Origin of the sequence: Streptomyces toxytricini (assembly GCF_014649915.1) — a bacterium.
In the GTDB taxonomy this organism is placed as follows: Bacteria; Actinomycetota; Actinomycetes; order Streptomycetales; family Streptomycetaceae; genus Streptomyces; species Streptomyces toxytricini.
On record NZ_BMTY01000018.1, the window covers coordinates 62,866 to 85,979 of the forward strand.

Annotated in this window: 19 protein-coding genes; 10 read left to right on the top strand and 9 right to left on the bottom strand. The window is 76.1% G+C overall.

Features of this window, described 5'->3' with window-relative positions:
• Positions 1 to 113: 113 nt before the first annotated feature.
• Together IE170_RS22465 and IE170_RS22470 are read right to left on the bottom strand one after the other, a co-directional pair.
• Entirely contained in the window at positions 114 to 3,050 is a 2,937-nt protein-coding gene (locus tag IE170_RS22465; RefSeq protein WP_189811247.1) for an FAD-binding and (Fe-S)-binding domain-containing protein, read from the bottom strand.
• Positions 3,051 to 3,069: 19 nt separating this feature from the next.
• Positions 3,070 to 3,531: a MarR family winged helix-turn-helix transcriptional regulator gene (locus IE170_RS22470; protein WP_189811248.1), complete on the bottom strand. Its 462-nt coding sequence runs from the start codon at positions 3,529 to 3,531 to the stop codon at positions 3,070 to 3,072.
• A gap of 87 nt (positions 3,532 to 3,618) precedes the next feature.
• Between IE170_RS22470 and IE170_RS22475 the strand changes: the two genes are divergently transcribed.
• Complete coding sequence (locus tag IE170_RS22475; RefSeq protein ID WP_223857040.1) at positions 3,619 to 5,532, top strand: ABC transporter ATP-binding protein; 1,914 nt, start codon at positions 3,619 to 3,621, stop codon at positions 5,530 to 5,532.
• A 63-nt stretch (positions 5,533 to 5,595) separates the two neighbouring features.
• Positions 5,596 to 6,486 (top strand): endolytic transglycosylase MltG, encoded by an 891-nt coding sequence (gene mltG, locus IE170_RS22480; RefSeq protein WP_189811249.1) that lies wholly within the window; start codon positions 5,596 to 5,598, stop codon positions 6,484 to 6,486.
• A gap of 10 nt (positions 6,487 to 6,496) precedes the next feature.
• On the opposite strand, the gene IE170_RS22485 is transcribed toward mltG, so the two are convergent.
• From IE170_RS22485 to IE170_RS22495, 3 genes are all read right to left on the bottom strand, one after another.
• Positions 6,497 to 7,630, bottom strand: coding sequence for an FAD-dependent oxidoreductase (locus IE170_RS22485; protein ID WP_229885072.1), 1,134 nt, complete (start codon positions 7,628 to 7,630; stop codon positions 6,497 to 6,499).
• A 54-nt stretch (positions 7,631 to 7,684) separates the two neighbouring features.
• Positions 7,685 to 9,040: a cytochrome P450 gene (locus tag IE170_RS22490; RefSeq protein WP_189811250.1), complete on the bottom strand. Its 1,356-nt coding sequence runs from the start codon at positions 9,038 to 9,040 to the stop codon at positions 7,685 to 7,687.
• Positions 9,041 to 9,149: 109 nt separating this feature from the next.
• Positions 9,150 to 9,629: an Lrp/AsnC family transcriptional regulator gene (locus tag IE170_RS22495; protein WP_114056455.1), complete on the bottom strand. Its 480-nt coding sequence runs from the start codon at positions 9,627 to 9,629 to the stop codon at positions 9,150 to 9,152.
• Positions 9,630 to 9,784: 155 nt separating this feature from the next.
• Between IE170_RS22495 and IE170_RS22500 the strand changes: the two genes are divergently transcribed.
• The 3 genes from IE170_RS22500 to IE170_RS22510 are packed head-to-tail and all read left to right on the top strand — an operon-like array spanning position 9,785 to position 13,870.
• The gene (locus IE170_RS22500; protein WP_223857041.1) at positions 9,785 to 11,398 is read left to right on the top strand and encodes an SDR family oxidoreductase; all 1,614 of its coding nucleotides are present in this window, start codon (positions 9,785 to 9,787) and stop codon (positions 11,396 to 11,398) included.
• On the top strand, positions 11,395 to 12,768 hold the full coding sequence (locus IE170_RS22505; RefSeq protein ID WP_189811252.1) for a cryptochrome/photolyase family protein: 1,374 nt from the start codon (positions 11,395 to 11,397) through the stop codon (positions 12,766 to 12,768). The genes IE170_RS22500 and IE170_RS22505 overlap by 4 nt, the downstream gene beginning before the upstream one ends.
• Positions 12,769 to 12,793: 25 nt before the next feature.
• Positions 12,794 to 13,870 (top strand): MerR family transcriptional regulator, encoded by a 1,077-nt coding sequence (locus IE170_RS22510; protein ID WP_189811253.1) that lies wholly within the window; start codon positions 12,794 to 12,796, stop codon positions 13,868 to 13,870.
• Here the strand turns inward: IE170_RS22510 and IE170_RS22515 are convergent.
• Entirely contained in the window at positions 13,797 to 14,369 is a 573-nt protein-coding gene (locus IE170_RS22515) for an RNA polymerase sigma factor (protein WP_223857042.1), read from the bottom strand. The two genes, IE170_RS22510 and IE170_RS22515, sit on opposite strands and share 74 nt — an antisense overlap.
• A gap of 128 nt (positions 14,370 to 14,497) precedes the next feature.
• On the opposite strand from IE170_RS22515, the gene IE170_RS22520 reads away from it, so the two are divergent.
• From IE170_RS22520 to IE170_RS22540, 5 genes are all read left to right on the top strand, one after another.
• Positions 14,498 to 15,091 (top strand): histidine phosphatase family protein, encoded by a 594-nt coding sequence (locus IE170_RS22520; protein ID WP_189811255.1) that lies wholly within the window; start codon positions 14,498 to 14,500, stop codon positions 15,089 to 15,091.
• A 268-nt stretch (positions 15,092 to 15,359) separates the two neighbouring features.
• The gene (locus IE170_RS22525; protein ID WP_189811256.1) at positions 15,360 to 16,868 is read left to right on the top strand and encodes an FUSC family protein; all 1,509 of its coding nucleotides are present in this window, start codon (positions 15,360 to 15,362) and stop codon (positions 16,866 to 16,868) included.
• Positions 16,869 to 16,913: 45 nt separating this feature from the next.
• Positions 16,914 to 17,456: a GNAT family N-acetyltransferase gene (locus IE170_RS22530; protein WP_189811257.1), complete on the top strand. Its 543-nt coding sequence runs from the start codon at positions 16,914 to 16,916 to the stop codon at positions 17,454 to 17,456.
• A 189-nt stretch (positions 17,457 to 17,645) separates the two neighbouring features.
• Positions 17,646 to 18,782 carry a nitric oxide synthase oxygenase gene (locus IE170_RS22535; RefSeq protein ID WP_189811258.1) on the top strand — a complete coding sequence of 379 codons (1,137 nt, stop codon included), beginning with the start codon at positions 17,646 to 17,648 and terminating at the stop codon, positions 18,780 to 18,782.
• A gap of 90 nt (positions 18,783 to 18,872) precedes the next feature.
• Positions 18,873 to 19,955, top strand: coding sequence for a lactonase family protein (locus IE170_RS22540; RefSeq protein ID WP_189811338.1), 1,083 nt, complete (start codon positions 18,873 to 18,875; stop codon positions 19,953 to 19,955).
• Positions 19,956 to 20,042: 87 nt separating this feature from the next.
• Here IE170_RS22540 and IE170_RS22545 read toward each other — a convergent pair whose 3' ends face one another.
• The 3 genes from IE170_RS22545 to IE170_RS22555 all read right to left on the bottom strand — a co-directional run bounded on the left by IE170_RS22545 (position 20,043) and on the right by IE170_RS22555 (position 22,926).
• A complete protein-coding gene (locus IE170_RS22545; protein WP_189811259.1) occupies positions 20,043 to 20,963 on the bottom strand; it encodes a sirohydrochlorin chelatase in 921 nt (306 codons plus the stop codon).
• A 125-nt stretch (positions 20,964 to 21,088) separates the two neighbouring features.
• Positions 21,089 to 21,775 carry a uracil-DNA glycosylase gene (locus tag IE170_RS22550; RefSeq protein WP_189811260.1) on the bottom strand — a complete coding sequence of 229 codons (687 nt, stop codon included), beginning with the start codon at positions 21,773 to 21,775 and terminating at the stop codon, positions 21,089 to 21,091.
• A 59-nt stretch (positions 21,776 to 21,834) separates the two neighbouring features.
• Entirely contained in the window at positions 21,835 to 22,926 is a 1,092-nt protein-coding gene (locus tag IE170_RS22555) for a WD40/YVTN/BNR-like repeat-containing protein (protein ID WP_189811261.1), read from the bottom strand.
• Positions 22,927 to 23,114 lie beyond the last annotated feature (188 nt).

Sequence of the window (23,114 nt, forward strand, 5' to 3'; positions counted from 1 at the left end):
GCGTCGGCCAGAGCCTCACCCGCAGTGCACTGCACCGGCGCTGCGCCGGCGCGTTCCCGCAGGCCCGGCGCGGTCCCCCCGGGGCCTTCCGCCCGGGGTCCGCGCAGGCCGGGTCAGGGGCGCGTGGCCCGCTCCAGTTCGATGAGGACCGAGCGGTAGGGGCGGCCGGTGGCACGCTCCATCCCCACCTCGCACATCCGGTTCGCGGACAGGTGCGCGTCGAACGCGCGGGCTCCCACCTCCTGCGCCTCGCGCGCCGTCGCGGCCGCGGTCAGCTCCGGGTGGAGCATGCCCCGGTCGCCGGCGAAGCCGCAGCAGCCCGCGTCGTCCGGGACGACCACCTCCGCGGCGCAGGCGGCCGCCACCTCCCTCAGGTGCCCGCCGGTGCCGAGCCGGTCCATGGAGCAGGCGGGGTGCAGCACGGCCGAGCCGGCCGTGCGCAGGATCCGCAGGCCGGGCAGCAGCTCCCGCGCCGCCCAGGTGACCGAGTCGACGACGGTGAGCTCCGCGTGCAGCGCCCGGTTCCCGTCCGTCAGGTACGGGACGACCTCCTGCGCGATGCCGAGCGTGCAGGAGGAGGCGTCCACGACGAGGGGCAGCAGCCCTCCGGCCGTCCAGCCCCAGGCGGCCTCCACGATCCGGTTGGCCATCACGCGGTTGCCGGCCTCGTAGCCCTTCGAGTGCCAGATGGTCGCGCAGCAGGTGCCGGCCGCGTCTCCGGGGATCCACACCGGCTTCCCCGCCCGTTCGGACACGGCGACCAGCGCCTCCTGCACCGACGGGCCCGGATCGCCCGGCGGGCCGCCGAGGATCCGGTTGACGCACGACGGGTAGTAGACGGCGGCGGCCCCGCTGCGGCGCGTCGCCGGGGGCGTGCGGGCCGCAGCGCCGGGCAGCTGCGGCAGCCAGGCGGGCACCAGGTCGGGCCGTACGAGCCGCCGCGCCGCCCCGGTCACCGCGGCCGGGAGCCGGCCCCCGGTGGCGCCGGCGGCCCCGTCGGCGGCGGCCGCGGCGAGCCGCGCCGCGGCCTCGACGGCGCGGAAGCCGCGGGCGGCGAGTTCCGCCGCCCGCTCCTCCAGAGGGCTGTGCCGGCGGCGGCGGAAATCCTTCATCAGCGCGCCCGTGTCGATGCCGATGGGGCAGGCCGGCTTGCAGGCGGAGTCGCCGGCGCAGGTGTCGACGGCGTCGTACCCGTACGCGTCGAGCAGGGCCTCCTGGACGGGGGAGCCGGGCTGCTGGCGGACCATCTCGCGGCGCAGCACGATGCGCTGGCGCGGAGTGGTCGTCAGGCCGGCGCTGGGGCACGCGGGTTCGCAGAACCCGCACTCGATGCAGGGGTCGGCCACGGCCTCGATCCGCGGGATCGTCTTCAGGCCGCGCAGGTGCGCCCGCGGGTCGCGGTCGAGGAGGACGCCGGGGGCGAGGACGCCCTGCGGGTCGACGAGCCGCTTGGTGCGCCACATCAGCGCGGTCGCGGCGGGGCCCCACTCCAGCTCCAGGAACGGCGCCATGTTGCGGCCCGTGGAGTGCTCGGCCTTCAGCGAGCCGTCGAAGCGCTCCACCACCAGCCGGCAGAAGGCGTCCATGAACGCGCCGTACCGCTCCACGTCGGCCGGCCGCGCCGCGTCGAAGGCGAGGAGGAAGTGCAGGTTGCCGTGGGCGGCGTGGCCGGCCACGGCCGTGTCGAAGCCGTGCTCGGCCTGGAGGTCCAGCAGGGCCGCGCAGGCCTCGGCGAGCCGGGCCGGCGGCACGGCGAAGTCCTCCGTGACCAGGGTGGTGCCGGGCGCGCGGGCTCCGCCGACCGCGGTGACGAAGGCCTTGCGGGCCTTCCAGAACCCGGCGATCACCGCCGGGTCCCGCGTGAAGGCGCCCGCGGCCGAGGGCACGGGGGCGATCGGGTCCAGCCCGGCCAGGACGCCGGCGGCCCGGTGCTCGTACTCCGCCAGGGCGGCCTCGTCCGCGGCGCGGAACTCCACCAGCAGGGCGGTGGTGTCCTTCGGCAGGCCGGCCCAGTCGGCGGGGGCCCCGGCGGCGCCGGCGCAGGCGCGCAGGGTGTTGCCGTCCATCAGCTCGACGGCGGCGGCCCCGGCGTCGTTGAACAGGGGGACGGCCGCCGCCGCGGCGGGCAGCGAGGGGAAGAACAGCAGGGCGGCGGCCGCCGCACGGTGCAGGGGCAGGGTGTCGAAGACCAGCTCGGCGAGGAAGCCGAGGGTGCCCTCCGAGCCGACCATGAGGCCGCGCAGGATCTCCACCGGGGTGGTGCCGTCCAGGAAGGCGTCGAGCCGGTAGCCGGTGGTGTTCTTGATCGCGTACTTGGCCCGGATGCGGGAGGCCAGCCCCGTATCCGCCTCGATCTCGCGCTTGATCTCGATCAGCCCCCGGCACAGCCCGGGTTCGGCGCGGGCCAGCGCCTCGTCGGCGAGGGGGTCGGCGGTGTCGACGACGGTGCCGCTCGGCAGGACGAACGTGAGCGAGGACAGGGTGCTGTAGGCGTTGCGCGTCGTCCCGGCCGTCATGCCGGAGGCGTTGTTGGCGACGACCCCGCCCACCGTGCACGCCGCCGCGCTGGCCGGGTCGGGGCCGAGGACGCGGCCGTACCGGGCGAGGGCGGCGTTGGCGCGCGCGACGGTCGTGCCCGGCCGGATCCGGATCCGCCGCCCCTCCTCCAGCACCTCCACGCCCGCCCAGTGGCGGCGCACGTCGACGAGGACGTCCTCGCCCTGGGCCTGCCCGTTCAGGGACGTGCCGGCGGCGCGGAAGACCACGTCCCGGCCGTGGCCGCGGGCGTAGGACAGCACGGCCGAGACGTCGTCGAGGTCCTCGGCGAGGACGACGGCCTGCGGCACGAACCGGTACGGGGAGGCGTCGGAGGCGTAGCGGACCAGGTCGGACGCCTTCCACAGCACCTTCCGCGGCCCGAGGAGCTCCGTCAGGCCGCTCCGCAGCGGCTCCGGCGTGCCCGCCGCCCGCCGGTCGGGCAGCCGGTCGGGGGAGGGGCCCAGGATGCCGGCGGGGCGCAGGGCCCCGGGCTCGGGTTCCAGCAGCGGCATCGGCGACCCCTCGCTCCCGTCAGCAGTGGCGCCCCCGCGGGGCGTCCGTCAGCGCGTCCAGCAGGCCGCCGAGCTGGTCCCGCTGCTCGGCGGTCAACGGGGCAAGGATCTCCTCCGCGGCGTCGGTCCGCGCGCTGCGCAGCCGGCGCAGCGTTTCGCGCCCCGAGTCCGTGAGCTCGATCCGTATGACGCGCCGGTTGGCAGGGTCGGGCGCGCGTCGCACGCAGCCGGCGGCCTCCAGGCCGTCGACCAGTGTCGTCACCGCGCGGGGCACGACTTCGAGGCGCGCGGCGAGGTCCGCCATCCGGGGCGGCCGGTCGCCCTCGGCGTACGAGACCAGGCGCAGCAGCCGGCTCTGCGCGGGGGTGATGCCCAGCGGCTCCAGATGGCGCTTCTGGATCCGGTGCAGGCGCCGGGTCAGCCGCAGCAGCTGCTCGGCGAGGACGCCGTCCGTGCTGTCGGTCTCGGGAGCGGTGCTCATACTGGGAAACAGTACCAGGGCCGGGCTCATTGTGAACCTAGGTAACAATGACCTATGCTCAGTGGGAGTCCCGCCAGAAGGAGGCCCATGCGCCCCGAGGAACCGAACTGGACACCGCCCGAGGAGCCCCTCGACCCGCGCCGCCCCGGCCCGAAGGAGCGGCCGCGCGAACTGCGCAGGATCGTCGGCCTCTTCCGCCCCTACCGCGGCAGGCTCGCCGTGGTCGGGCTGCTCGTCTGCGCCTCCTCGCTGGTCGGCGTGGCCTCGCCGTTCATGCTGCGGGAGATCCTGGACGTCGCCATTCCGCAGGGGCGGACCGGGCTGCTCAGCCTGCTCGCCCTCGGCATGATCCTGACCGCCGTGGTCACCAGCGTCTTCGGCGTCGTCCAGACGCTCGTCTCCACCACGGTCGGCCAGCGCGTCATGCACGACCTGCGCACCGCCGTCTACGCGCGCCTCCAGCGGATGCCGCTGGCCTTCTTCACCCGGACGCGCACCGGAGAGGTGCAGTCCCGCATAGCCAGCGACATCGGCGGCATGCAGGCCACCGTCACCTCCACCGCGACCTCGCTCGTCTCCAACCTGACGGCCGTGATCGCGACCGTGGTCGCGATGCTCGCCCTCGACTGGCGGCTCACGCTGGTCTCGCTGCTCCTGCTGCCGGTCTTCGTCTGGATCAGCCGCCGCGTCGGGAACGAGCGCAAGCAGGTCACCACGCAGCGGCAGAAGCAGATGGCCGCCATGGCCGCGACCGTCACCGAGTCCCTGTCGGTGAGCGGCATCCTGCTGGGCCGCACCATGGGCCGCGCCGACTCCCTGACCCGCTCCTTCGCCGAGGAGTCCGAGAAGCTCGTCGCGCTCGAAGTGCGGGCCAGCATGGCCGGACGCTGGCGGATGTCGACCATCGGCATCGTGATGGCCGCCATGCCGGCGATGATCTACTGGGCGGCCGGCATCGCCCTCCAGTCCGGTGCGCCCTCGCTCTCCGTCGGCACGCTGGTGGCCTTCGTGACGCTCCAGCAGGCGCTGTTCCGGCCCGCGGTGAGCCTGCTGTCCACCGGTGTGCAGATTCAGACCTCCCTCGCCCTGTTCGCCCGCATCTTCGAGTACCTCGACCTGCCGGTGGAGATCACGGAACCGGAGCGCCCGGTGCGCCTGGGCCGGGCCCGCGGCGAGGTGCGGCTGGAGGGCGTGGACTTCGCCTACGACGACCGGAACGGCCCCGCGCTTAAGGGCATCGACATCACCGTCCCGGCCGGCGGCTCCCTCGCCGTGGTCGGCCCGACCGGCTCCGGCAAGAGCACCCTGAGCTACCTGGTGCCCCGGCTGTACGACGTCACGGGCGGGCGGGTGGCGATCGACGGCGTGGACGTGCGGGACCTCGACTTCGACTCGCTGGCCCGTTCCATAGGCGTGGTCTCCCAGGAGACCTACCTCTTCCACGCCTCGGTCGCCGACAACCTCCGCTTCGCCAAGCCGGACGCCACCGACGAGGAGATCGCAGAGGCCGCCCGCGCCGCCCAGATACACGACCACATCGCGTCCCTTCCCGAGGGGTACGACACCCTGGTCGGCGAGCGCGGCTACCGGTTCTCCGGCGGCGAGAAGCAGCGCCTGGCCATCGCCCGGACCATCCTGCGCGACCCGCCCGTGCTCCTCCTCGACGAGGCGACCAGCGCCCTCGACACCCGGACGGAGCACGCGGTGCAGCAGGCGATCGACGAGCTCTCGGCGGGCCGCACCACGATCACCATCGCGCACCGCCTCTCGACCGTCCGCGACGCCGACCAGATCGTCGTCCTGGACCAGGGCCGCATCGCCGAGCGCGGCACCCACGACGAGCTCATCGCAGCCGGCGGCCGGTACGCGGCCTTGGTCCGCCGGGACCGCGAGACCGCCCGCGCGCCCCTGGGGCCGCCCGGGTCGGAGGGGCCCCGGGGGGCCGGCGGGTCGGACGCCTCCGGTGGGGAGCTCGCCCCCTCCGCGCCGGTGAACGTGTGATCGTATGACCGGTTGTGGGGTGTGATGCCGGGAATGCGGCCTGCGCCGGGTTAGCGTGCCCGCATGCGTCATGAGTACCGTCCGCCACGGCGCCGCTCCCGGCTGACCCGCCGGGGCCGTCTGGCGCTCTTCCTCGGCATGCTGCTCGCCACCGGCGCACTCATCGCCGTCCCCCTGCTGCGGGGCGCCGACGAGGCCGCCGAGAAGCCCCGCCACCTCCTGGTCCCGGAAGGCCGGCGTGCCCCCGAGGTCTATGCCGCGATCGACCGCGTCCTCGGCCTGCCCGCCGGCTCCGCCAAGGCCGCCGCGGCGACGGCCGCGCTCGACCTGCCCGCCGAGGCGAAGGGCAACCCGGAGGGCTTCCTGTTCCCCGCGACGTACCCCGTCACCTCCCGCACCACCCCCGCCGAACTCCTCACGGCCATGGTCCGCACGGCCAACGAGAAGCTCGCCACGAAGGCCGTCGCCGACGGCGCCCGGGCCCACGGCATGACCCCCTACCAGACCGCCACCCTCGCCAGCATCGTCGAGGCGGAGGCCGACTCGGCCGCGGACATGGGCAAGGTCGCCCGGGTCGTGCACAACCGGCTGGCCCGGTCGATGCCCCTCCAGATGGACTCCACCCTCAACTACGCGCTGAACCGGCACACGGTGGACACCAAGCTCGGCGAAACCCGCATCGACAGCCCCTTCAACACCTACCGGCGGCAGGGCCTGCCCCCGGCCCCCATCGACAGCCCCGGACTGCAGGCCATGGCCGCCGCGGTCGCACCCACACCGGGGGACTGGCTGTACTTCGTCACCGTCAAACCGGGGGACACTCGGTTCTCGGCCACCTACGCCGCGCACCGCAAACACGTGGCCGAGTTCAACCGGCTCCGGGCGACCGCCGACGCCGGCACGCGCATGGTGGCCGGCCGCGCCCAGCAGCAGCCCGGAGCACGCACCGACTAGACAAGGGTCCTCAAGGGGCCGCCGCAGGGACCGGCTCCCGGGCGCGGTCGCCGTCGCCGGGGGTGACTTCGCGGGCCAGCAGGCGGCGGATCTCCCGTACCGCCGAGCCGCCCGCCCGGTTGGCCCCGATCGTCGACGCCGAGGGGCCGTAGCCGACCAGGTGGACCCGCTCGTCCCGGACCGCGCGGGTCCCGTCGAGCCGTATGCCGCCGCCCGGCTCACGCAGCCGCAGCGGCGCCAAGTGGTCGACCGCCGCACGGAAGCCGGTCGCCCACAGGATCACGTCGGCCTCCAGGTGCCGCCCGTCCGCCCAGGCCACACCGGTCGGAGTGATCCGGTCGAACACCGGCTGCCGCTCCAGGACCCCCGAGGCGAGCCCGGCGCGCACGGCCTCGTTCAGGGCGAGCCCGGTCACGCTGACCACGCTCTGCGGGGGCAAGCCGCTCCGTACGCGCTCCTCGACCAGCGCCACCGCGGCCCGGCCCTCGGCCTCCCCGAACGGCCCCTCGCGGAACACCGGCGGCCGGCGCGTCACCCAGGTGGTCTCGTCGGCCACCTCCGCGATCTCCAGCAGGTGCTGCACCGCGGACGTGCCGCCGCCGACCACCACGACCCGGGCCCCGGCGAACGCCTGCGGCCCCGGGTACTGCGCCGTGTGGAGCTGCCGTCCCCGGAAGGACTCCTGGCCCGGGTAGCGCGGCCAGAACGGCCGGTCCCATGTGCCGGTGGCGTTGACGAGGGCCCGCGCGGACCAGGTGCCCGCCGAGGACTCCACCCGCAGCCGCCCGCCCCGCCCCTCCCGTACGGCGGTGACGTGCACGGGCCGCCGCACGTCCAGCCCGAACCGCTCCTCGTAGGCGGCGAAGTACGCGCCGATCACCTCGGAGGACGGGCGCTGCGGTTCGGCGCCCACCAGCTCCATGCCCGGCAGCGCGTGCATGCCGTGGACCTTGGCGTACGTGAGGGAGGGCCAGCGGAACTGCCATGCGCCGCCGGGGCGCGGCGCGTGGTCCAGCACGACGTGCCCGATGCCCGCCCGGGCCAGGTGGTAGGCGGTGGACAGGCCGGCCTGGCCGGCGCCCACGACCACCACGTCGACGTCGCCGGCCGACCCGGCCCGCACACCGCGCGTGTTTTCGTTCACGGTTCCACCAACCGGCGGGGTGCCCGGGATCTTCCCGGCCCTCCCTCGGGGCGGTCAGGGCCGCCGCAGCACCGCCGGGACCGGCCGCGCGGGCTGGAGCGTCAGCCCGGGGAAGACCGGCACGGGCTCGGGCCCGGTGTCGAGGTGGAAGCGGCGGGCCAGCACCGCCAGCACGAGCGCGGCCTCCACCAGCGCGAACCGCGCCCCGAGGCAGGCCCGCGGCCCGCCGCCGAAGGGGATCCACGCCCGCTCGTCGGCCCGGCCTTCGGCGCCGGCGTCCCACCGCTCCGGCCGGAACGCCTCCGGCTCCGGGAACCACCGCCCGTCGCGGTGCATCGACCAGGGGCTCGTCCACACGGCGGTCCCCGCCGGCACCGCCCGCCCGCCGATCACCGCGCCGTCCCCGGCGACCGCGGAGATCAGCCAGACCGGCGGGTACAGCCGCAGCGCTTCCTTGACCACCTGGCGGGTGAAGGGCAGCTGCTCGTAGTCCTCGTACGCGGGCAGCCGTCCGCCCAGCACCCGGTCCAGCTCCTCCGCCAACCGGGCCCGCGCCGCGGGCGACCCGGACAGCAGCTGCCAGGCCCAGGTGAGTGTGGTCGAGGTGGTCTCGTGGCCGCCGATGTACAGGGTGATCGACTCGTCCCGCAGTTCCTTGCGCGTCAGCGGCGCCCCCGTCTCGTCGCGGGCGGCGAGGAGCCGGCTCAGCAGGTCGTCGCGTTCGGTGCCGCCGGCGCGGGCCGCCTCGTGCTCGCGTATGACGTGGTCGATCTCGCGGTCCAGCACGGCGACGGCCTGCCGCAGCCGGCGCCGCCCGGGCGTCTGCACCCACGGCGGCAGGAACAGCGTCACCCCGCGGAACTCCGCGCCGAGCTCGCGCTGGGCCGTGGCCATGGCGGCGCTGATGGGCCCCTCGCGCCCCGCGGCGTCGCTGCCGAACAGGGTGCGCACCGCGATCCGCTGGGTCAGCCCGGCCATCTCCCGGTGCACGTCGATGCGGTCCCCGCCGGCCCACCCGCCCACCAGCGCGTCCGCGCACTCGACCATCGTCGCGGCGTACGAGCGCACCTGGCGGGGCCGTACCGCGGGCTGCACCAGGGCGCGTTTGCGCCGCCACTCCTCCCCGGTGGCGACGACGACGCCGTCGCCGAGGAGCTGGTGGAACGCCCAGCCCAGCTCCATCGGCTTGAACGTCTTCTCGACGGAGCCCAGCAGCTCCCCCGCGTGCTCCGGCCGGGACACCAGCACATTGCGCTTGGGGCCGAGCGCCCAGGGCACCCAGTCGCCGTGCCCGTCGCGCAGGGACTCGAAGAAGGCCAGGGGGTCGCGGGCGAAGGCCGGCAGGTTGCCCACGAGGGGCCACCGGCGCGGTCCGCGCTCGGCGCCCGGGGGCGTCAGGGTGGCTGTCACGCACGCATGGTGGCAGCGGACGGCCCGCCCCGCCAGATCCCTGCCGGCCCAATCCGGCCGTGTGCAGGGAGGGTTGGGCTTGAATCCCGGTGCCGGCCGGCGGTCCCGGTCAGGGTTTGCGGGCGGCCCGTCCGACCGCCTCCACCAGCGGCAGCAGCCGGTGCGGGACCCGCTCGCGCAGCGCCACCTCCGTGCGGGTGCGGACCACGCCCGGGAGGCGGATCAGCCGCTGGATGACGTCCTCCAGGTGCTCGTTGTCGCGGGCCGCGACCCGGGTGAGCAGGTCTCCGCCACCGGTGATCGAGAACGCCTCGATGATCTCGGGAACGGCCGCGAGCGCCTCGCCGACCTCGTCCAGGTGCCCCTGGGTGACCTCGACGTGCACGAACGCCAGCACCGGATGCCCGAGCGCGGCCGGCGACAGCACCGGGCCCGTCCCCGTGATCACACCGGTGCGCTCCAAACGGTCCAGCCGGGCCTGGAGCGTGCCGCGCGCCACCCCGAGGATCCGGGCGTACTCGCGGATGCTGGTACGCGGCTGCTCGATCAGGAGCCGCAGGATGCGGGTGTCGAGTTCGTCCACCGCCATGCGGCGACTGTACCAACGGCCCTCCGCCCGGCCGCGCCCCCGCCGCGGCCGGTGCATCCGCGCGGACCGGACCGGCCGAATCCCGTACGGGAGCCGCGCCGCTGATGAGGCCGCGGCGGGGCGGAGGAAGCGGCGGGGACGACGGAAGGAGAACCATGGCCGGCCTGCACTGCCTGGTCACCGGCGCCACCGGCTACATCGGCGGCCGCCTCGTGCCCGAACTCCTCGACGCGGGGCACCGCGTCCGCTGCCTGGCGCGCTCCCCGGAGAAGCTGCGCGACCACCCCTGGGCCGGGCGGGTGGAGGCCGTCCGCGGCGACGTGGGCGACGCCGCCTCCGTCGCGGACGCCATGCGGGGCATCGACACCGCCTACTACCTCGTCCACGGGCTGGGCGCCGGCACCGGCTTCGAGGACCGAGACCGGGCGGCCGCCCGGATCTTCGCCGACGCCGCCCGCGAGGCCGGCGTCCGCCGCATCGTCTACCTGGGCGGCCTGACCCCCGCGGGCGTCCCCGTCCGCGGCCTCTCCCCGCACCTGCGCTCGCGCGCCGAGGTCGGCGACATCCTCCTCGATTCCGGCGTCCCCACCACCGTGCTCCGCGCCGCCGTCGTCATCGGCTCCGGCTCGGCGTCCTTCGAGATGCTGCGCTATCTCACCGAGCGGCTGCCCGTCATGGTCACGCCCAGCTGGGTCGGCACCCGCGTCCAGCCCATCGCCGTCCGCGACGTGCTGCGCTACCTGGTGGGCAGCGCCGACATGCCGCCCGGCGTCAGCCGCGCCTTCGACATCGGCGGGCCCGACGTGGTCACGTACGAGGAGATGATGCACCGCTACGCCGTCGTGGCCCACCTCCCGCCGCGGTTCATCCTGCGGGTGCCGATGCTGACCCCGCGGCTGTCCAGCCACTGGATCGGACTCGTCACCCCGGTGCCGCGGGCCCTGGCCCGGCCGCTCGCCGAGTCCCTGCGCCACGAGGTCGTCTGCGCCGAGCACGACATCGCCCGCTTCGTCCCCGACCCGCCGGGCTCGCCCATCGGCCTCGACCAGGCGCTGGAACTCGCCCTCAAGCAGGTCAAGGAGGCCCGCGTCGCAACCCGCTGGTCCTCGGCCGGAACCCCGGGCGCCCCCAGCGACCCGCTGCCCACCGACCCGGACTGGGCGGGCGGCAGCCTCTACACCGACGCGCGCGAGCGCGACGTGGACGCCTCGCCCGACGCACTGTGGCGGGTCGTGGAGGGCATCGGCGGCGAGAACGGCTGGTACTCCTTCCCCCTCGCCTGGGCGGTACGGGGCTGGCTGGACCGGCTCGTCGGCGGCGTCGGCATCCGCCGCGGCCGCCGCGACGCGGCCCGGCTGCGGGTGGGCGACTCGCTCGACTTCTGGCGGGTCGAGGAGATCGAGCCGGGCCGGCTGCTGCGGCTGCGTGCCGAGATGCGGCTGCCCGGCCTCGCCTGGTTGGAGATGTACGCCGAGCCGGCCGGCCCTGCCGGGACACCCGGCGGCGGCAGGGCCCGCTACCGGCAGCGCGCCCTGTTCCACCCGCACGGTCTGCTCGGACACCTCTACTGGTGGGGCGTCTCGCCCTTCCACGCCGTGGTCTTCGGCGGGATGGCCCGCAACATCGCCCACGCCGCGAGCCGCCTGGAGGCGCAGCACGCCATCCCGGCCGGCGTCCCCGCATCCGCGGGCGGCCCCCCGGCCGAAGCAGGGGGCGAGGGGAAACCCCCCGAACCCCCGCACGCCCCGGAGCGGAGCCCGAAGCCATGAACGTCGCGGTCGTCCTGTTCACCTCCGACCTGCGCCTGCACGACCACCCGCCGCTGCGTGCGGCCCTCTCCTCCTGCGACCGGGTCGTCCCGCTCTTCGTCCGCGACCGCGCCGTCGACGCCGCCGGCTTCGCCGCCCCCAACCGGCTGGCCTTCCTCGCCGACTGCCTGGCCGGCCTCGACGCCGCGCTCCGGGACCGCGGCGGACGCCTCGTCCTGCGCTCCGGCGACGTGACCCGCGAGGTGTGCGCCCTGGTGCGCGAGTGCGACGCCGACGAGGTCCACATGGCCGCCGGGGTCAGCAACCACGCCCGCGCCCGCGAGGAGCGCCTGCGGGCCGCCCTCGAAGCGGAGGGCCGCCGGCTCTACGTGCACGAGGCGGTCGTCACCGCCGCCGCCCCGGGAGCGGTGCGCCCCGCCTCCTCCGACCACTTCGCCGTCTTCACCCCGTACTTCCGCCGCTGGGCAGAGCTCCCGCTGCGCCCGGTGCTCGCCGCCCCGCGCACGGTGCCCGTCCCCGACGGGCCCGGCTCGGAACCGCTGCCCCGCCGCGGGGACGTCGCGGGCGTCTCCCCGGGCCTCGCGGCGGGCGGGGAGCGCGAGGCGCGCGCCCTCCTGGCGCGCTGGCTCCGCAGCGGCGCCGCCCGCTACGAGGAGGCGCACGACGACCTCGCCGGCGACGCGACCTCGCACCTTTCCCCGCACCTGCACTTCGGCACCCTCTCGCCCACCGAGGCCGTCGAGCGCGCCCGCGCCGCCGGCGGGCCCGGCACGGAGGCCTTCGTCCGCCAGCTGTGCTGGCGCGACTTCCATTACCAGGTGCTGGCCGCCCGCCCCGACTGCGCCGCCCGCGACTACCGCGCGCGCGGCGACCGGTGGCGCACCGGCAGGGACGCGGAGGAGGAGACCGAGGCCTGGAAGGAGGGCCGCACCGGCTACCCGGTCGTGGACGCGGCCATGCGCCAGCTGCGCCACGAGGGCTGGATGCACAACCGCGGCCGCCTGCTCGCCGCGAGCTTCCTCACCAAGACCCTGTACGTGGACTGGCGGATCGGCGCCCGGCACTTCCTCGACCTCCTCGTCGACGGCGACCTCGCCAACAACCAGCTCAACTGGCAGTGGGTCGCCGGGACCGGCACCGACACCCGGCCCAACCGGGTCCTCAACCCGGTCCGCCAGGGGCTCCGCTTCGACCCCGAGGGCCGGTACGTGCACCGCTGGGTGCCGGAGCTCGCCGGGCTGCCCGCGCCGCAGGTGCACGAGCCGTGGCGGCTCCCGGAGGCCGAGCGGGCCCGGTACGACTACCCGGCGCCGCTGATCGGGCTCGCCGACGGGCTTGACCGCTTCCGCCGCGGCCGCGGCTCCGAGTGAACCGCCGGGCCGTATCGTGAGCCGGATGGACAGCACGTCCCCCGCCCCGCCGGCGCAGCCCGCCCTCCCGCAGCCCGAGGGGTCCGCGCAGGCACCGCGGCCCGCCCCGCCCGGGGCCGCCCTGAGCACCGGCGCGGTGGCCCGCCGCCTCGGCGTCTCCCCGACGACGGTCCGCTCCTGGGAGCGCCGCTACGCCATCGGCCCGGCCCACCGCGAGGACGGCCGGCACCGCCGCTGGACCCCGCAGGACATCGCCCGGCTGGAGCTGATGTGCCGGCTGACCGCGCAGGGCGTTCCGCCGGCGGAGGCCGCCCGCACCGCGCTCGGCGGCGCCGCCGAGCCGCCCCGCCCCGCCGAGGCGCCGGCCCCGGCGCCGGAGGACGCCCCGGGAGGGCCGGGCGGCGGCCTGCCTCTGGGGGCGGTGCGGCCGGAGTGCCGCGGCCTGTCCCGGGCGGCCGTACGCCTGGACGCGCCGACCGTGGCGGAGCTGCTCGACGCGGCCCTGGCCGAGCACGGCCTCGTCACCGCCTGGGAGGAGGTGATGGCGCCGACCCTGCACGCGGTGGGCCGCAAGTGGGCGACCGCGGGGGAGCGGTACGTGGAGGTCGAGCACCTGCTGTCCTGGCACGTCTCGCAGGCACTGCACCGGGTCCGGCCCCGGCCCGCGCCCCCGCACACCCCGCCCGTCCTCCTCGCCTGCGTCCCCGGCGAGCAGCACACCCTGCCCGTCGAGGCACTGAACGCGGCCCTCGGCGAGCGCGGCGTCCCGACCCGCATGTTCGGCGCGGCGCTGCCCGCCGAGGCCCTGCACGACGCCGTACGGCGCACCGGCCCCCGGGCCGTCGTCCTGTGGGCCCAGTCCCGCACGACCGCCGACAGGGCCCTCGCCAGATCCCTGGCCCGCATCGAATGGGGGCTCCGCGGCGCGCGCACGCAGTCGGCGCTGCTGCTCGCCGGCCCCGGCTGGGGCGGGGGTACGCCCGTGCCGGGCACGGGGCGGCTGCACGGGCTGCGCTCCGCCCTCGCCGTCATCGCAGCGCAGGAACCGCCTCCGGCAGGGAGCGCCGCAGCTGGTGCAGCGCCCTGCGCATATGGCTCTTGACCGTTCCCAGCGGCAGCCCCGTGCGGTCGGCGATCTGCGCCTGCGTCAGGTCGCCGTAGAACGCCAGCCGCATGACCCGCTGCTGCGCCGACGGCAGCCGGGCCAGCTCCCCGAGGACCACCAGCCGGTCCACCGCCTGCTCCGCGACCGGCCGCGGCGCGCCCGACGCGCTGCCCGGCGCCGGCGCCACCCGCGCGGCGGCGGCCGCCGCCCGGGCCCGCCGGGTCCGCGCCTCCAGGGCGTCCGCCACCTTGTGGCGGGTGATGCCGGTCAGCCACGCCCCCAGCCCTCCCGGCCCCGGCCGGTAGCGGTTCCGGCCGCGCCAGGCGGCGAGGAACACCTGCTGCGTGACGTCCTCGGCCTCGCGCTCGTCGCCCAGGCTCCGCTGGGCGAGGGCGTGGACCAGGGGCCGCCAGCGGCGGTAGACGGCCTCCATGCACCGCTCGTCACCGGCCGCGAAACCGGCGGCCAACCGCTCGTCGTGCTCCGCTTCATCCATGGGGCGAGCCTCTCCGGAGGCACCAGCGCGCACCACTCGCATCGTTTCCGCATCGAATCCGGTGCCGGGCTCGGGCGCCGCCCCTCGGCGCCGGGCCCGCCGCCGTCCGACCGGCTATCGTCCGGAGGATGAGCGACCTGCTGCTGGTGAGGCACGGCGAGACCGAGTGGAGCGCCTCCGGGCGCCACACGGGGCGCACCGACATCCCGTTGACCCCCGCCGGCGAGGAGCAGGCCGCCTCGCTCGCCCCCTGCTTCCGCGACATGGAGCCCGCCGTGGTGCTGGCCAGCCCGCTGCGCCGGGCCGTCGCCACCGCGGAGCTCGCCGGCCTGTCGGCCGCCGCCACCGATCCGGACCTGTACGAGTGGGACTACGGCGGTTACGAGGGCGTCACCACCGCCGACATCCACCGCACCCGGCCGCACTGGTCGCTGTGGACGGACGGCGTCCCGCCCGGCGGGGACGGCCTGCCCGGCGAGGACGCCGCCGCGGTCGGCGCCCGCGCCGACCGCGTGCTGGCCCGCGTGGCCCCCGTCCTGGCCGAGGACCGCGGCCCCGCCGTCCTCGTCGCCCACGGCCACTTCCTGCGCGTGCTCACCGCCCGCTACCTCGGCCTGCCGCCCCAGGACGGCCGACTCTTCCTGCTGCGCACCGGAACCGTCAGCGCGCTCTCCACCGAGCACGGCCTCCCCGTGATCGCCGCATGGAACACCCGCCCCTGACGCTGGTCCGTTGGCCAGGCAGTGGCGAGTCCGGACGGCCCGGGACCGGGCCATTGGCCCAGTGATCCGGGGCCGTGTTGAGCCAACGGGCCCCCGGATGATTATCTGTGGCCTATCCATGTAACCAGGCGCCGCGCGGCGCCGGGCGGCAACGAGGCCGGTCCCGGAGCGCGGTGCCTTCGCCGTGTCCGCCCGCCCACCACCCCCGGGCCGGCCGCCGGACCGGCGCGCACCACCTTGAGGGGGGCGGCACACCGCCGTGAAGAGGATGTTCACTGCTCCGGATCCGGGGCGTCTGAGACTGCGCAACTCGCTGCGCGCCGTGATCGGCGTCTTCCTGGCCGTGGCCGCGGCGGAGCTGTCGGGGCTCTCCCTCACCGCCTCCATCACCGGCGGCCTCGCGGCGCTGCTGGCCCTGTTCACCGTGCTCGACCCGAGCGTCCGCGCCCAGCGCGCGACGACCGCCCTGCTGCCCGTCGCCGGCTTCCCCGTCCTGGCCCTGGCGACCACGCTGCACGGCATGCCGGCCGTCCGGGACGCGGCCTTCCTCGCCGTCGTCCTCGTCGGCGTCTACGCCCGCCGGTGGGGGCCGCGCGGGCACGCCCTCGGCATCTTCGCCTTCATGATGTTCTTCGTCACGCAGTTCCTGCACGCGCTGCCCGCGCAGCTGCCCGAGCTGTACGCCGCCGTCGGCCTGGCGCTGCTCGCCGCAGGCGCCGTCCGCTTCCTGCTGTGGCCGATCGAGCGGCGCACGCCGCCCGCGCCCGCGCCGCCCGCCCTGCCCGGCCGGGGACTGGCCCGGCCCACCACCCGGCAGGCCGTCCAGGCCACCGCCGCCTGCGCCTTCGCCCTGCTCGTGGGGCAGGCGCTCTCGCACGAGCGGTGGTACTGGGCCGTCGGCACCGCCTGGTGGATCTTCGTCAACACCGCTTCGCGCGGCGAGACCCTGGTGCGCGGCTTCCGCCGGGTCCTCGGCACCGTCGTCGGCATCGCCGCGGGCCTGCTGATCGCCGTACCGCTGGACGGCGCGCCCGCCCCCACCGCCGCGCTGGTCGCCGTATGCGTCTTCGGCATCTTCTACACCGCCGCGCCCTCCTACTCCTGGATGATGTTCTTCGTCACCGTCATGGCCGGGCTGCTCTACGGACTGCTCGGCGTGCTCCACCCGGGCCTGCTGCTCCTGCGCTTCCAGGAGACCGCCGTCGGGGCGCTCGGCGCGGCGCTCGCCGTCGTCCTGATCCTCCCCGTCACCACCCACGCCGTGAACGACGCGTTCATCCAGCGCGCCCTGCACTGCGTACGGGCGGCCACCGCGGCCGCCCTCGACCGGCTGGCCGGCGACGACGCCGCCGACCCCGCGCCGCACGCCGCCGAACTGGAACTGCTGCTGGGCCGCGCCCGCACCGCGCTCGCCCCGCTGGTCCACCCCCTCAGCCCGCTGCGCGCCCGCAAGGCCCGCGCCCGCCAGGTCCTCGCCCTCCTCGACGACTGCGCGCGCGAGGTCCGCGGCCTCGTGGCCGTCGCGGCCGACCCGCAGGCCTCCCACGACGCCCGCCTGGCCGCCGCCTGCTGGCGCGTCGAGGCCGCCGTCGAGGCCCTGACCGCGCCGCACGGCGCCGCCGGGGCCGAGACCCCCGCCGGCGGGCCGCGGCCCCAGGGCCGGACCCAGGCCGCCGAGCCGGCCCTGGTCCACCTGCACGGGCTGGAGCACGCCCTGGTCGCGCTGCACGCCCCGCTGCGCACCGACCCGCGCTCCCCGCTCGTGATCAGCGCCTGACCGGATCCGGCTCCCGGGGCGCCCGTACGGCCGTAGGGTCCCGGCATGGACATCACGTACCGGACGGCGCTCCCCGAGGACGCCGAGGCCATCGGCCGGATCGACAGCTCCTTCACCACCGCCACGGTCTTCCGGGTCACCGCCGGGGAGGACGGCTTCCGCGTGCGCGAGGTCCCCGTAGACCCGCCGCTGCACAAGGTGTTCCCCGACACGGCCGAGGCGGCCGGGGACCACGGGTCCGAGAGCCGCGACGAGCGGGTCTTCGTCGCCCTCGACGGCGCGGAGGTGTGCGGCTTCGTCGCCGTCGGCTACGCCGCCTGGAACCGGCGCCTGACCGTCGACGACATAGAGGTCGCGCCCGCCCACCGGGGCCGGGGCATCGGCCGCGCCCTGATGGAGCTCGCCGCCGGCTTCGGCCGCGAGCGCGGCGCGGCCCACCTGTGGCTGGAGGTGAGCTCGGTCAACGCACCCGCCGTGCACGCGTACCGGCGCATGGGCTTCACCTTGTGCGGCCTCGACACCGCCCTCTACGACGGCACGCCCTCGGCCGGCGAGCGGGCGCTCTACATGGCCCGGCCCTGCACGTGACCGGGGTGGATCCTACGCCCCGTCAGGCTGCCGCGCAGGAGGTTCGGTCGAAGATCACTCGCCGGTGTGTTCCGGCCCCCGGCACGCTGACTCCGCCGACCTGCGGCCTGTACAACGGGTCACCGTCGACCGCGTGTGCATCCGCCACGCACAGGGTGGATCTGTCCGGACAGGGGGTAACGGCCCGGGATGGAAAAACTTCGGGAACGCTCGACCACGACGCAGGTGTGGGCCGCGGCTGAGGAGTTCGTCCGCCTCTTCCACCGGGAGAATCCGCAGGCGGGTGATCCGCACGCGCGGCTCGCCGCCGTGCGGGCCGAGATCGCGGAGACGGGGACCTACCGGCACACGCCGCAGGAACTCGCCCACGGGGCCCGCGTCGCCTGGCGCAACAGCAACCGCTGCATAGGCAGGCTCTACTGGAACTCGCTGCGCGTGCGCGACCGCAGACACATCGGCGACGCCGATGCGCTCGCCGAGGAGTGCTTCGCTCACCTGCGCGAGGCCACCAACGGCGGACGGATCAGACCCACCATCACCGTCTTCGCCCCCGACACCCCCGACCGCCCCGGCCCGCTGATCTGGAGCGAGCAGCTGATCCGGTACGCGGGCTACGGCGACCACCCCTCGCTCACCGTCGGCGACCCGCGGAACGCGCCGCTCACCAGCGCCCTGCTCGCCCTCGGCTGGCGCGGCGGGGCGGGCACCCCCTTCGACCTGCTCCCCCTGGTCGTCCAGGGCGTCGACGACAAGCCGCGCTGGTTCGACACCCCCGCCGACGCGGTGCTGGAGGTGCCCATCGAGCACCCCGACGACCCCGGCTGGGCGGAATGGGGGCTGCGCTGGCACGCCGTTCCGGCCATTTCCAACATGTGCCTGGAGATCGGCGGCATCCACTACCCGGCCGCCCCGTTCAACGGCTGGTACATGGGCACCGAGATCGGCGCCCGCAACCTCGCCGACACCGACCGCTACAACCTGCTCCCCGCCGTCGGCCGCCGCCTCGGCCTCGACACCTCCAGCGACCGCTCGCTGTGGAAGGACCGCGCGCTCGTCGAGCTGAACCGGGCGGTGCTGCACTCCTACGACCGGGCGGGCGTCACCATCGCGGACCACCACAGCGAGTCCCGGCGGTTCCTGACCCACCTGGCGCGCGAAGAGCGCAAGGGCCGGGAGGTCGGCGCGGACTGGTCGTGGATCGTCCCGCCGATCTCGGGCGCGGCAACGCCGGTCTTCCACCGCACGTACGAGGACCGGCCCAGCGCGACCGCCTACGTGCACCACCCGGGCGCCCGGGAGCGGGCCGAGGGCCGCGACTTGGTCTAGACCTTCTGTTACCGTCGGCCCCGAGGAAACCGGGAACGGCGGAGAGGGGCATCCGTGGACGGCACGGCAGGCGCGGGCGGGGCGGGCGGCATCCCCGGCACGGCAGGGGCGGGCTCCGCCCCGGCAGGCGTCCACACGCGCGTCCACATCGGCTCGTTCACCTCGGCCGGCGGCCGCGGGATCACCACCGCGGCCGTCGACCCGTCGACCGGGGCGCTCACCGTCCTCGCCGCCACCGGCGACGCCCTCGCCGACCCCTCCTACCTGGCCGTCGACCGCGGCAGCGGCCTCCTCTACGCCGTCAGCGAGACGGAACGGGGCGCCGTGCAGGTGTTCCGGCCCGACGGCAGCGGCCTCGCGCCCCTCGGCCCGGCCGTCCCCGTGGGCGGCGCCGGCCCCACGCACCTCAGCCTCGCCGGGCGCACCCTGCTCACCGCCCACTACACCTCCGGCGGCATCAGCAGCCTCCCGCTCGCCCCGGACGGCAGCGCCGCCGGCCCCGCCGCCGTCCTCGCCCACCGGGGCGGCGGGCCCGACCCGGACCGCCAGGAGGGGCCGCACGCCCACCAGGTCCTGCCGGACCCGAGCGGCCGCTGGGTCCTCGCCGTCGACCTCGGCACCGACTCCGTGCGCGTGTGCCGCCCCGCCGCCACGGCCGCCGGCGCCCCGGTCCCGCACGCCGAGGTCCGGCTGCGTCCCGGCAGCGGGCCGCGCCACCTCGCCTTCCACCCGGAGGGCGGGACCGCGTACGTGGTCCACGAGCTGATGCCCCTGCTGACCGTCTGCCGCTGGGATCCGCGCTCCGGGCGGCTGGAGCCGCTCGGCGAGGTGCCGCTCGCCCCGGGGGCCGCGCCCGGCGGCGTACGGGCCTACCCCTCGGCGGTGCTGGCCTCGCCCGACGGGCGCTTCGTCCGGGTCGCGGTGCGCGGCGCCGACGCGATCCTGACGCTCTCCCTCGCGGACGGCCCGCACCGGCCCCGCCCCGCCTCGAACACCCCCTGCGGCGGCGCCTGGCCGCGCGACCTGGCCGCCGACCCCGCCGGGCACCGGCTGTACGCGGCCAACGAGCGCTCCGGCGACGTCACCTGGTTCGACGTGGACCCGGCGACCGGCGAGCCGCACCGGGCCGGGGCCCTCGCGGTCCCGGCGGCCGCCTGCGTCGTCTTCGCCTGACCGGCCGCCCGCGCGGGCCGCAGACGCGGCGAGGGCCCGCCCCCGGATCGCGGGGTGCGGGCCCTCGTGCCGACGGTGCCGACCGGGTCAGCGGGCGGGGGCGCCCTGCGGGATCCCGAGGGCGGCGGCGTACTGGGTGACGACCAGCTTGCCGAGTGCGCCGTACGCGCCGAGCACCTCGGAGACCGCGCAGTCGGCCTCCTTGGCCGCCGTGTCCAGCAGGCCCTCGGCGGCCTCCGGGCCGATCAGGTACGGCGCCAGCGCGAGCTGCGTGGAGCCCTCGCTGCGCAGCTGCTCGGCGACGGCGGCGACCGCGCCCTCCTGGTCCAGCGCGGCGGCCTTGACCGGCACTGCGAGGCGGGCGGCCAGCAGCATGCCGGTGACGCCGGCGACCTGAACGGCTTCCTCGCCGCCGGTGGTGGCGACGATGATGCCGTCGGCGGCGGTCGTCACCGTGAAGAGCCGCGCGCGGTCGGCGCGGGCCAGGCCCGCCTCCGACAGCCGCACGTGCATGCCCTCGGCGAGCAGCGGGTGCGGCCCGAGCACCTCGGCCAGCTCCACGGCGGCCGTGGAGTCCATCACGGCCTGGCGGATACGGCGCAGCAGGTCGGCGTCGGGGCCGGCCAGCAGCGGGACGACCACGGCGTCCGGACCGGACTGCTCCGGAACCTCGTGGCCCGCGGCGCGCGCGAACTCCGCGCGCGCGACGCGCTCGGCCGCGACGGCGGTCAGCACGCCCGCGAGGGCCGGGAACTCGGCGCCCTCGGCGTCGTCACCCTCCAGGAAGCCGACGCGGGCCTCCAGACCGGGCAGCTCGGAGCGGCCCATGCTGATGATCTCTTCCGCGAGCCCGCGCGAGGCGGCAGAAGGCGCGCCGGGCACGGCGAGCACCAGCGTCGGCGCGCCCTCGGGGGCCACCGCGGGCTCGGGCCGGCGGTGGCGTCCCGTCTGGCGGGGTCGCGGCATTCGTACGGGCAGGCCATTTGCGGGCCCAGTGGGGGAGCTCATGGCGCCGCATGCTACTGGCTTATCGGAAGCAGGTGTTCGGGCAGGGTCCGGCCGGGCGGCATCTGTCCGTATTTATCCGATGAATGTCGTATAAGGTTCAACCGAATGATCCACTTGCGGACGGATCAGACCCCGGCGGGCAGTCGCCAGTCCACCGGCTGCGCCCCCTGCCGGGCCAGCAGGTCGTTGGTCCTGCTGAACGGCCGGGAGCCGAAGAACCCGTTGTCCGCGGACATGGGGGAGGGATGGACGGACTCCACCGCCGGCAGGTCGCCGAGCAGCGGCCGCAGGTTGCGGGCGTCGCGGCCCCACAGGATCGACACCAGCGGCTTGCCGCGCGCCGCCAGCGCCCGGATGGCCTGCTCGGTGACGGCCTCCCAGCCCTTGCCCCGGTGGGCGTTGGGCTTGCGCGGCGCCGTGGTCAGCGAGCGGTTGAGCAGCAGCACGCCCTGCCGGGCCCACGGCGTCAGGTCCCCGTTCGCGGGGCGCGGCACGCCCAGGTCCGCGTGGAGTTCGCGGAAGATGTTGTCCAGGCTCGGGGGCACCGGGCGGACCTCCGGGGCCACCGAGAAGGACAGGCCCATCGCGTGCCCCGGCGTCGGGTACGGGTCCTGCCCCACGATGAGCACCTTCACCTCGTCGAAGGGCTGTTGGAACGCGCGCAGCACGTTCGCCCCCGCCGGCAGGTAGGTCCTGCCGGCCGCGATCTCCGCGCGCAGGAAGTCGCCCATGGCGGCGATGTGCGCCGCCACCGGCTCCAGAGCGCGGGCCCAGCCCGGCTCGACGATTTCTTTCAACGGTCGTGCAGCCACGGGGAGTCACTCTACTGGCCCAACGCCCGGCCCCGTGCCGCACTCCTCCTGAGGGCCGTTCAGGCGGGCAGCACCGCGGCCCGCACGCACAGCACGTCCGGCAGGTGCTCCGCGAGCAGCTCCCAGCTGTCGCCGTCGTCGCGGCTGGCGTACAACTCGCCGTTGCGGTTGCCGAAGTACACGCCGGCCGGGTCGGCGTCGTCCGTGCACAGCGCGTCGCGCAGCACCGTGCCGTAGTGGTCGCCGTCCGGCAGGCCGCGGGTGAGCGGCTCCCACGTGGCGCCCGCATCGGAGGTGCGGAACACCCGGCACCGGTGCTCCGCGGGGACGCGGTCGGAGTCGGCGTTCAGCGGGAAGACGTAAGCCGTCCCGGGCCGGCGGGGGTGCGCGGCGACGGCGAAGCCGAAGTCGGAGGGCAGCCCGGAGCCGATGTCGGTCCAGCTGCCCCCGGCGTCGTCGCTGCGGTACACCCCCCAGTGGTTCTGGAGGTAGAGCCGGTCCGGGTCGCCGGCGTCACGGGCGACCTTGTGGACGCACTGCCCCCACTCCGGCTGCGGGTCGGGCAGGAACACCGCCGACACGCCGCGGTTGGACGGGGCCCAGCTGCCGCCGCCGTCCCGCGTGCGGAAGACCCCGGCGGTGGAGACCGCGACCGTGACGGCCGCGGGGTCGGCCGGGTGCGTCAGCACGGTGTGCAGGCCCTCACCGCCGCCGCCCGGCATCCAGTCCCCCCGGGTCGGGTGCTCCCACAGCGGGCGGACCAGCTCGAACGACTCGCCGCGGTCGGCCGAGCGGAACAGCGCGGCCGGCTCGGTGCCCGCGTACACCACGTCCGGCGCCTCGGGCCCGGCCGGGTGCAGCTGCCAGACCCGTTCCAGGGAGGCCCCGGTGTCCTTGGGGAAGCGCACCGCCGGCTGTGCGGGCTCCCGCCACGTCGCCCCGAGGTCGTCGGAGGTGAACACGGACGGCCCCCAGTGCGAACTGTCACCGCCGACGAGCAGCCGGGGCACCGGGCGGCGCCGGTCCACCGCCACGGCGTAGACGGCCTGGGCGTTGAAATGCGGCCCCTCGAACCGCCACGGCCCGCCGTCCCTGCTGCGGCCGATGAAGAGCCCCTTGCGGGTCCCCGCCAGGAGCAGCACCTCTGCCATGATCGACACCTCCGGCCGTCCTCGGCCCGGCCGCACTTCCACGCGTCCCGCCGGGCGCCTTCCGGCCAGTCTGCACCCGTGCCGCGGCCGTGGCCCGGCAGCGGGGCCGTGGCCGGCGACCGGCTGACCGCCGGCGATCGACCGGCGCGGCAAAGTGTGGCTACTTGATCGTAGGAGGCCGAAAGGGG

Excerpts from the sequence above, each read along its gene's own strand:
- IE170_RS22475 (WP_223857040.1), top strand. The coding sequence starts at position 3,619 with ATGCGCCCCGAGGAACCGAACTGGACACCGCCCGAGGAGCCCCTCGAC.
- IE170_RS22525 (WP_189811256.1), top strand. The coding sequence starts at position 15,360 with ATGTTCACTGCTCCGGATCCGGGGCGTCTGAGACTGCGCAACTCGCTG.
- IE170_RS22530 (WP_189811257.1), top strand. The coding sequence starts at position 16,914 with ATGGACATCACGTACCGGACGGCGCTCCCCGAGGACGCCGAGGCCATC.
- IE170_RS22520 (WP_189811255.1), top strand. The coding sequence starts at position 14,498 with ATGAGCGACCTGCTGCTGGTGAGGCACGGCGAGACCGAGTGGAGCGCC.
- IE170_RS22495 (WP_114056455.1), bottom strand. The coding sequence starts at position 9,629 with ATGGCGGTGGACGAACTCGACACCCGCATCCTGCGGCTCCTGATCGAG.
- IE170_RS22555 (WP_189811261.1), bottom strand. The coding sequence starts at position 22,926 with ATGGCAGAGGTGCTGCTCCTGGCGGGGACCCGCAAGGGGCTCTTCATC.
- IE170_RS22470 (WP_189811248.1), bottom strand. The coding sequence starts at position 3,531 with ATGAGCACCGCTCCCGAGACCGACAGCACGGACGGCGTCCTCGCCGAG.
- IE170_RS22545 (WP_189811259.1), bottom strand. The coding sequence starts at position 20,963 with ATGAGCTCCCCCACTGGGCCCGCAAATGGCCTGCCCGTACGAATGCCG.
- IE170_RS22465 (WP_189811247.1), bottom strand. The coding sequence starts at position 3,050 with ATGCCGCTGCTGGAACCCGAGCCCGGGGCCCTGCGCCCCGCCGGCATC.
- IE170_RS22515 (WP_223857042.1), bottom strand. The coding sequence starts at position 14,369 with ATGGATGAAGCGGAGCACGACGAGCGGTTGGCCGCCGGTTTCGCGGCC.
- IE170_RS22535 (WP_189811258.1), top strand. The coding sequence starts at position 17,646 with ATGGAAAAACTTCGGGAACGCTCGACCACGACGCAGGTGTGGGCCGCG.
- IE170_RS22500 (WP_223857041.1), top strand. The coding sequence starts at position 9,785 with ATGGCCGGCCTGCACTGCCTGGTCACCGGCGCCACCGGCTACATCGGC.
- mltG (WP_189811249.1), top strand. The coding sequence starts at position 5,596 with ATGCGTCATGAGTACCGTCCGCCACGGCGCCGCTCCCGGCTGACCCGC.
- IE170_RS22505 (WP_189811252.1), top strand. The coding sequence starts at position 11,395 with ATGAACGTCGCGGTCGTCCTGTTCACCTCCGACCTGCGCCTGCACGAC.
- IE170_RS22510 (WP_189811253.1), top strand. The coding sequence starts at position 12,794 with ATGGACAGCACGTCCCCCGCCCCGCCGGCGCAGCCCGCCCTCCCGCAG.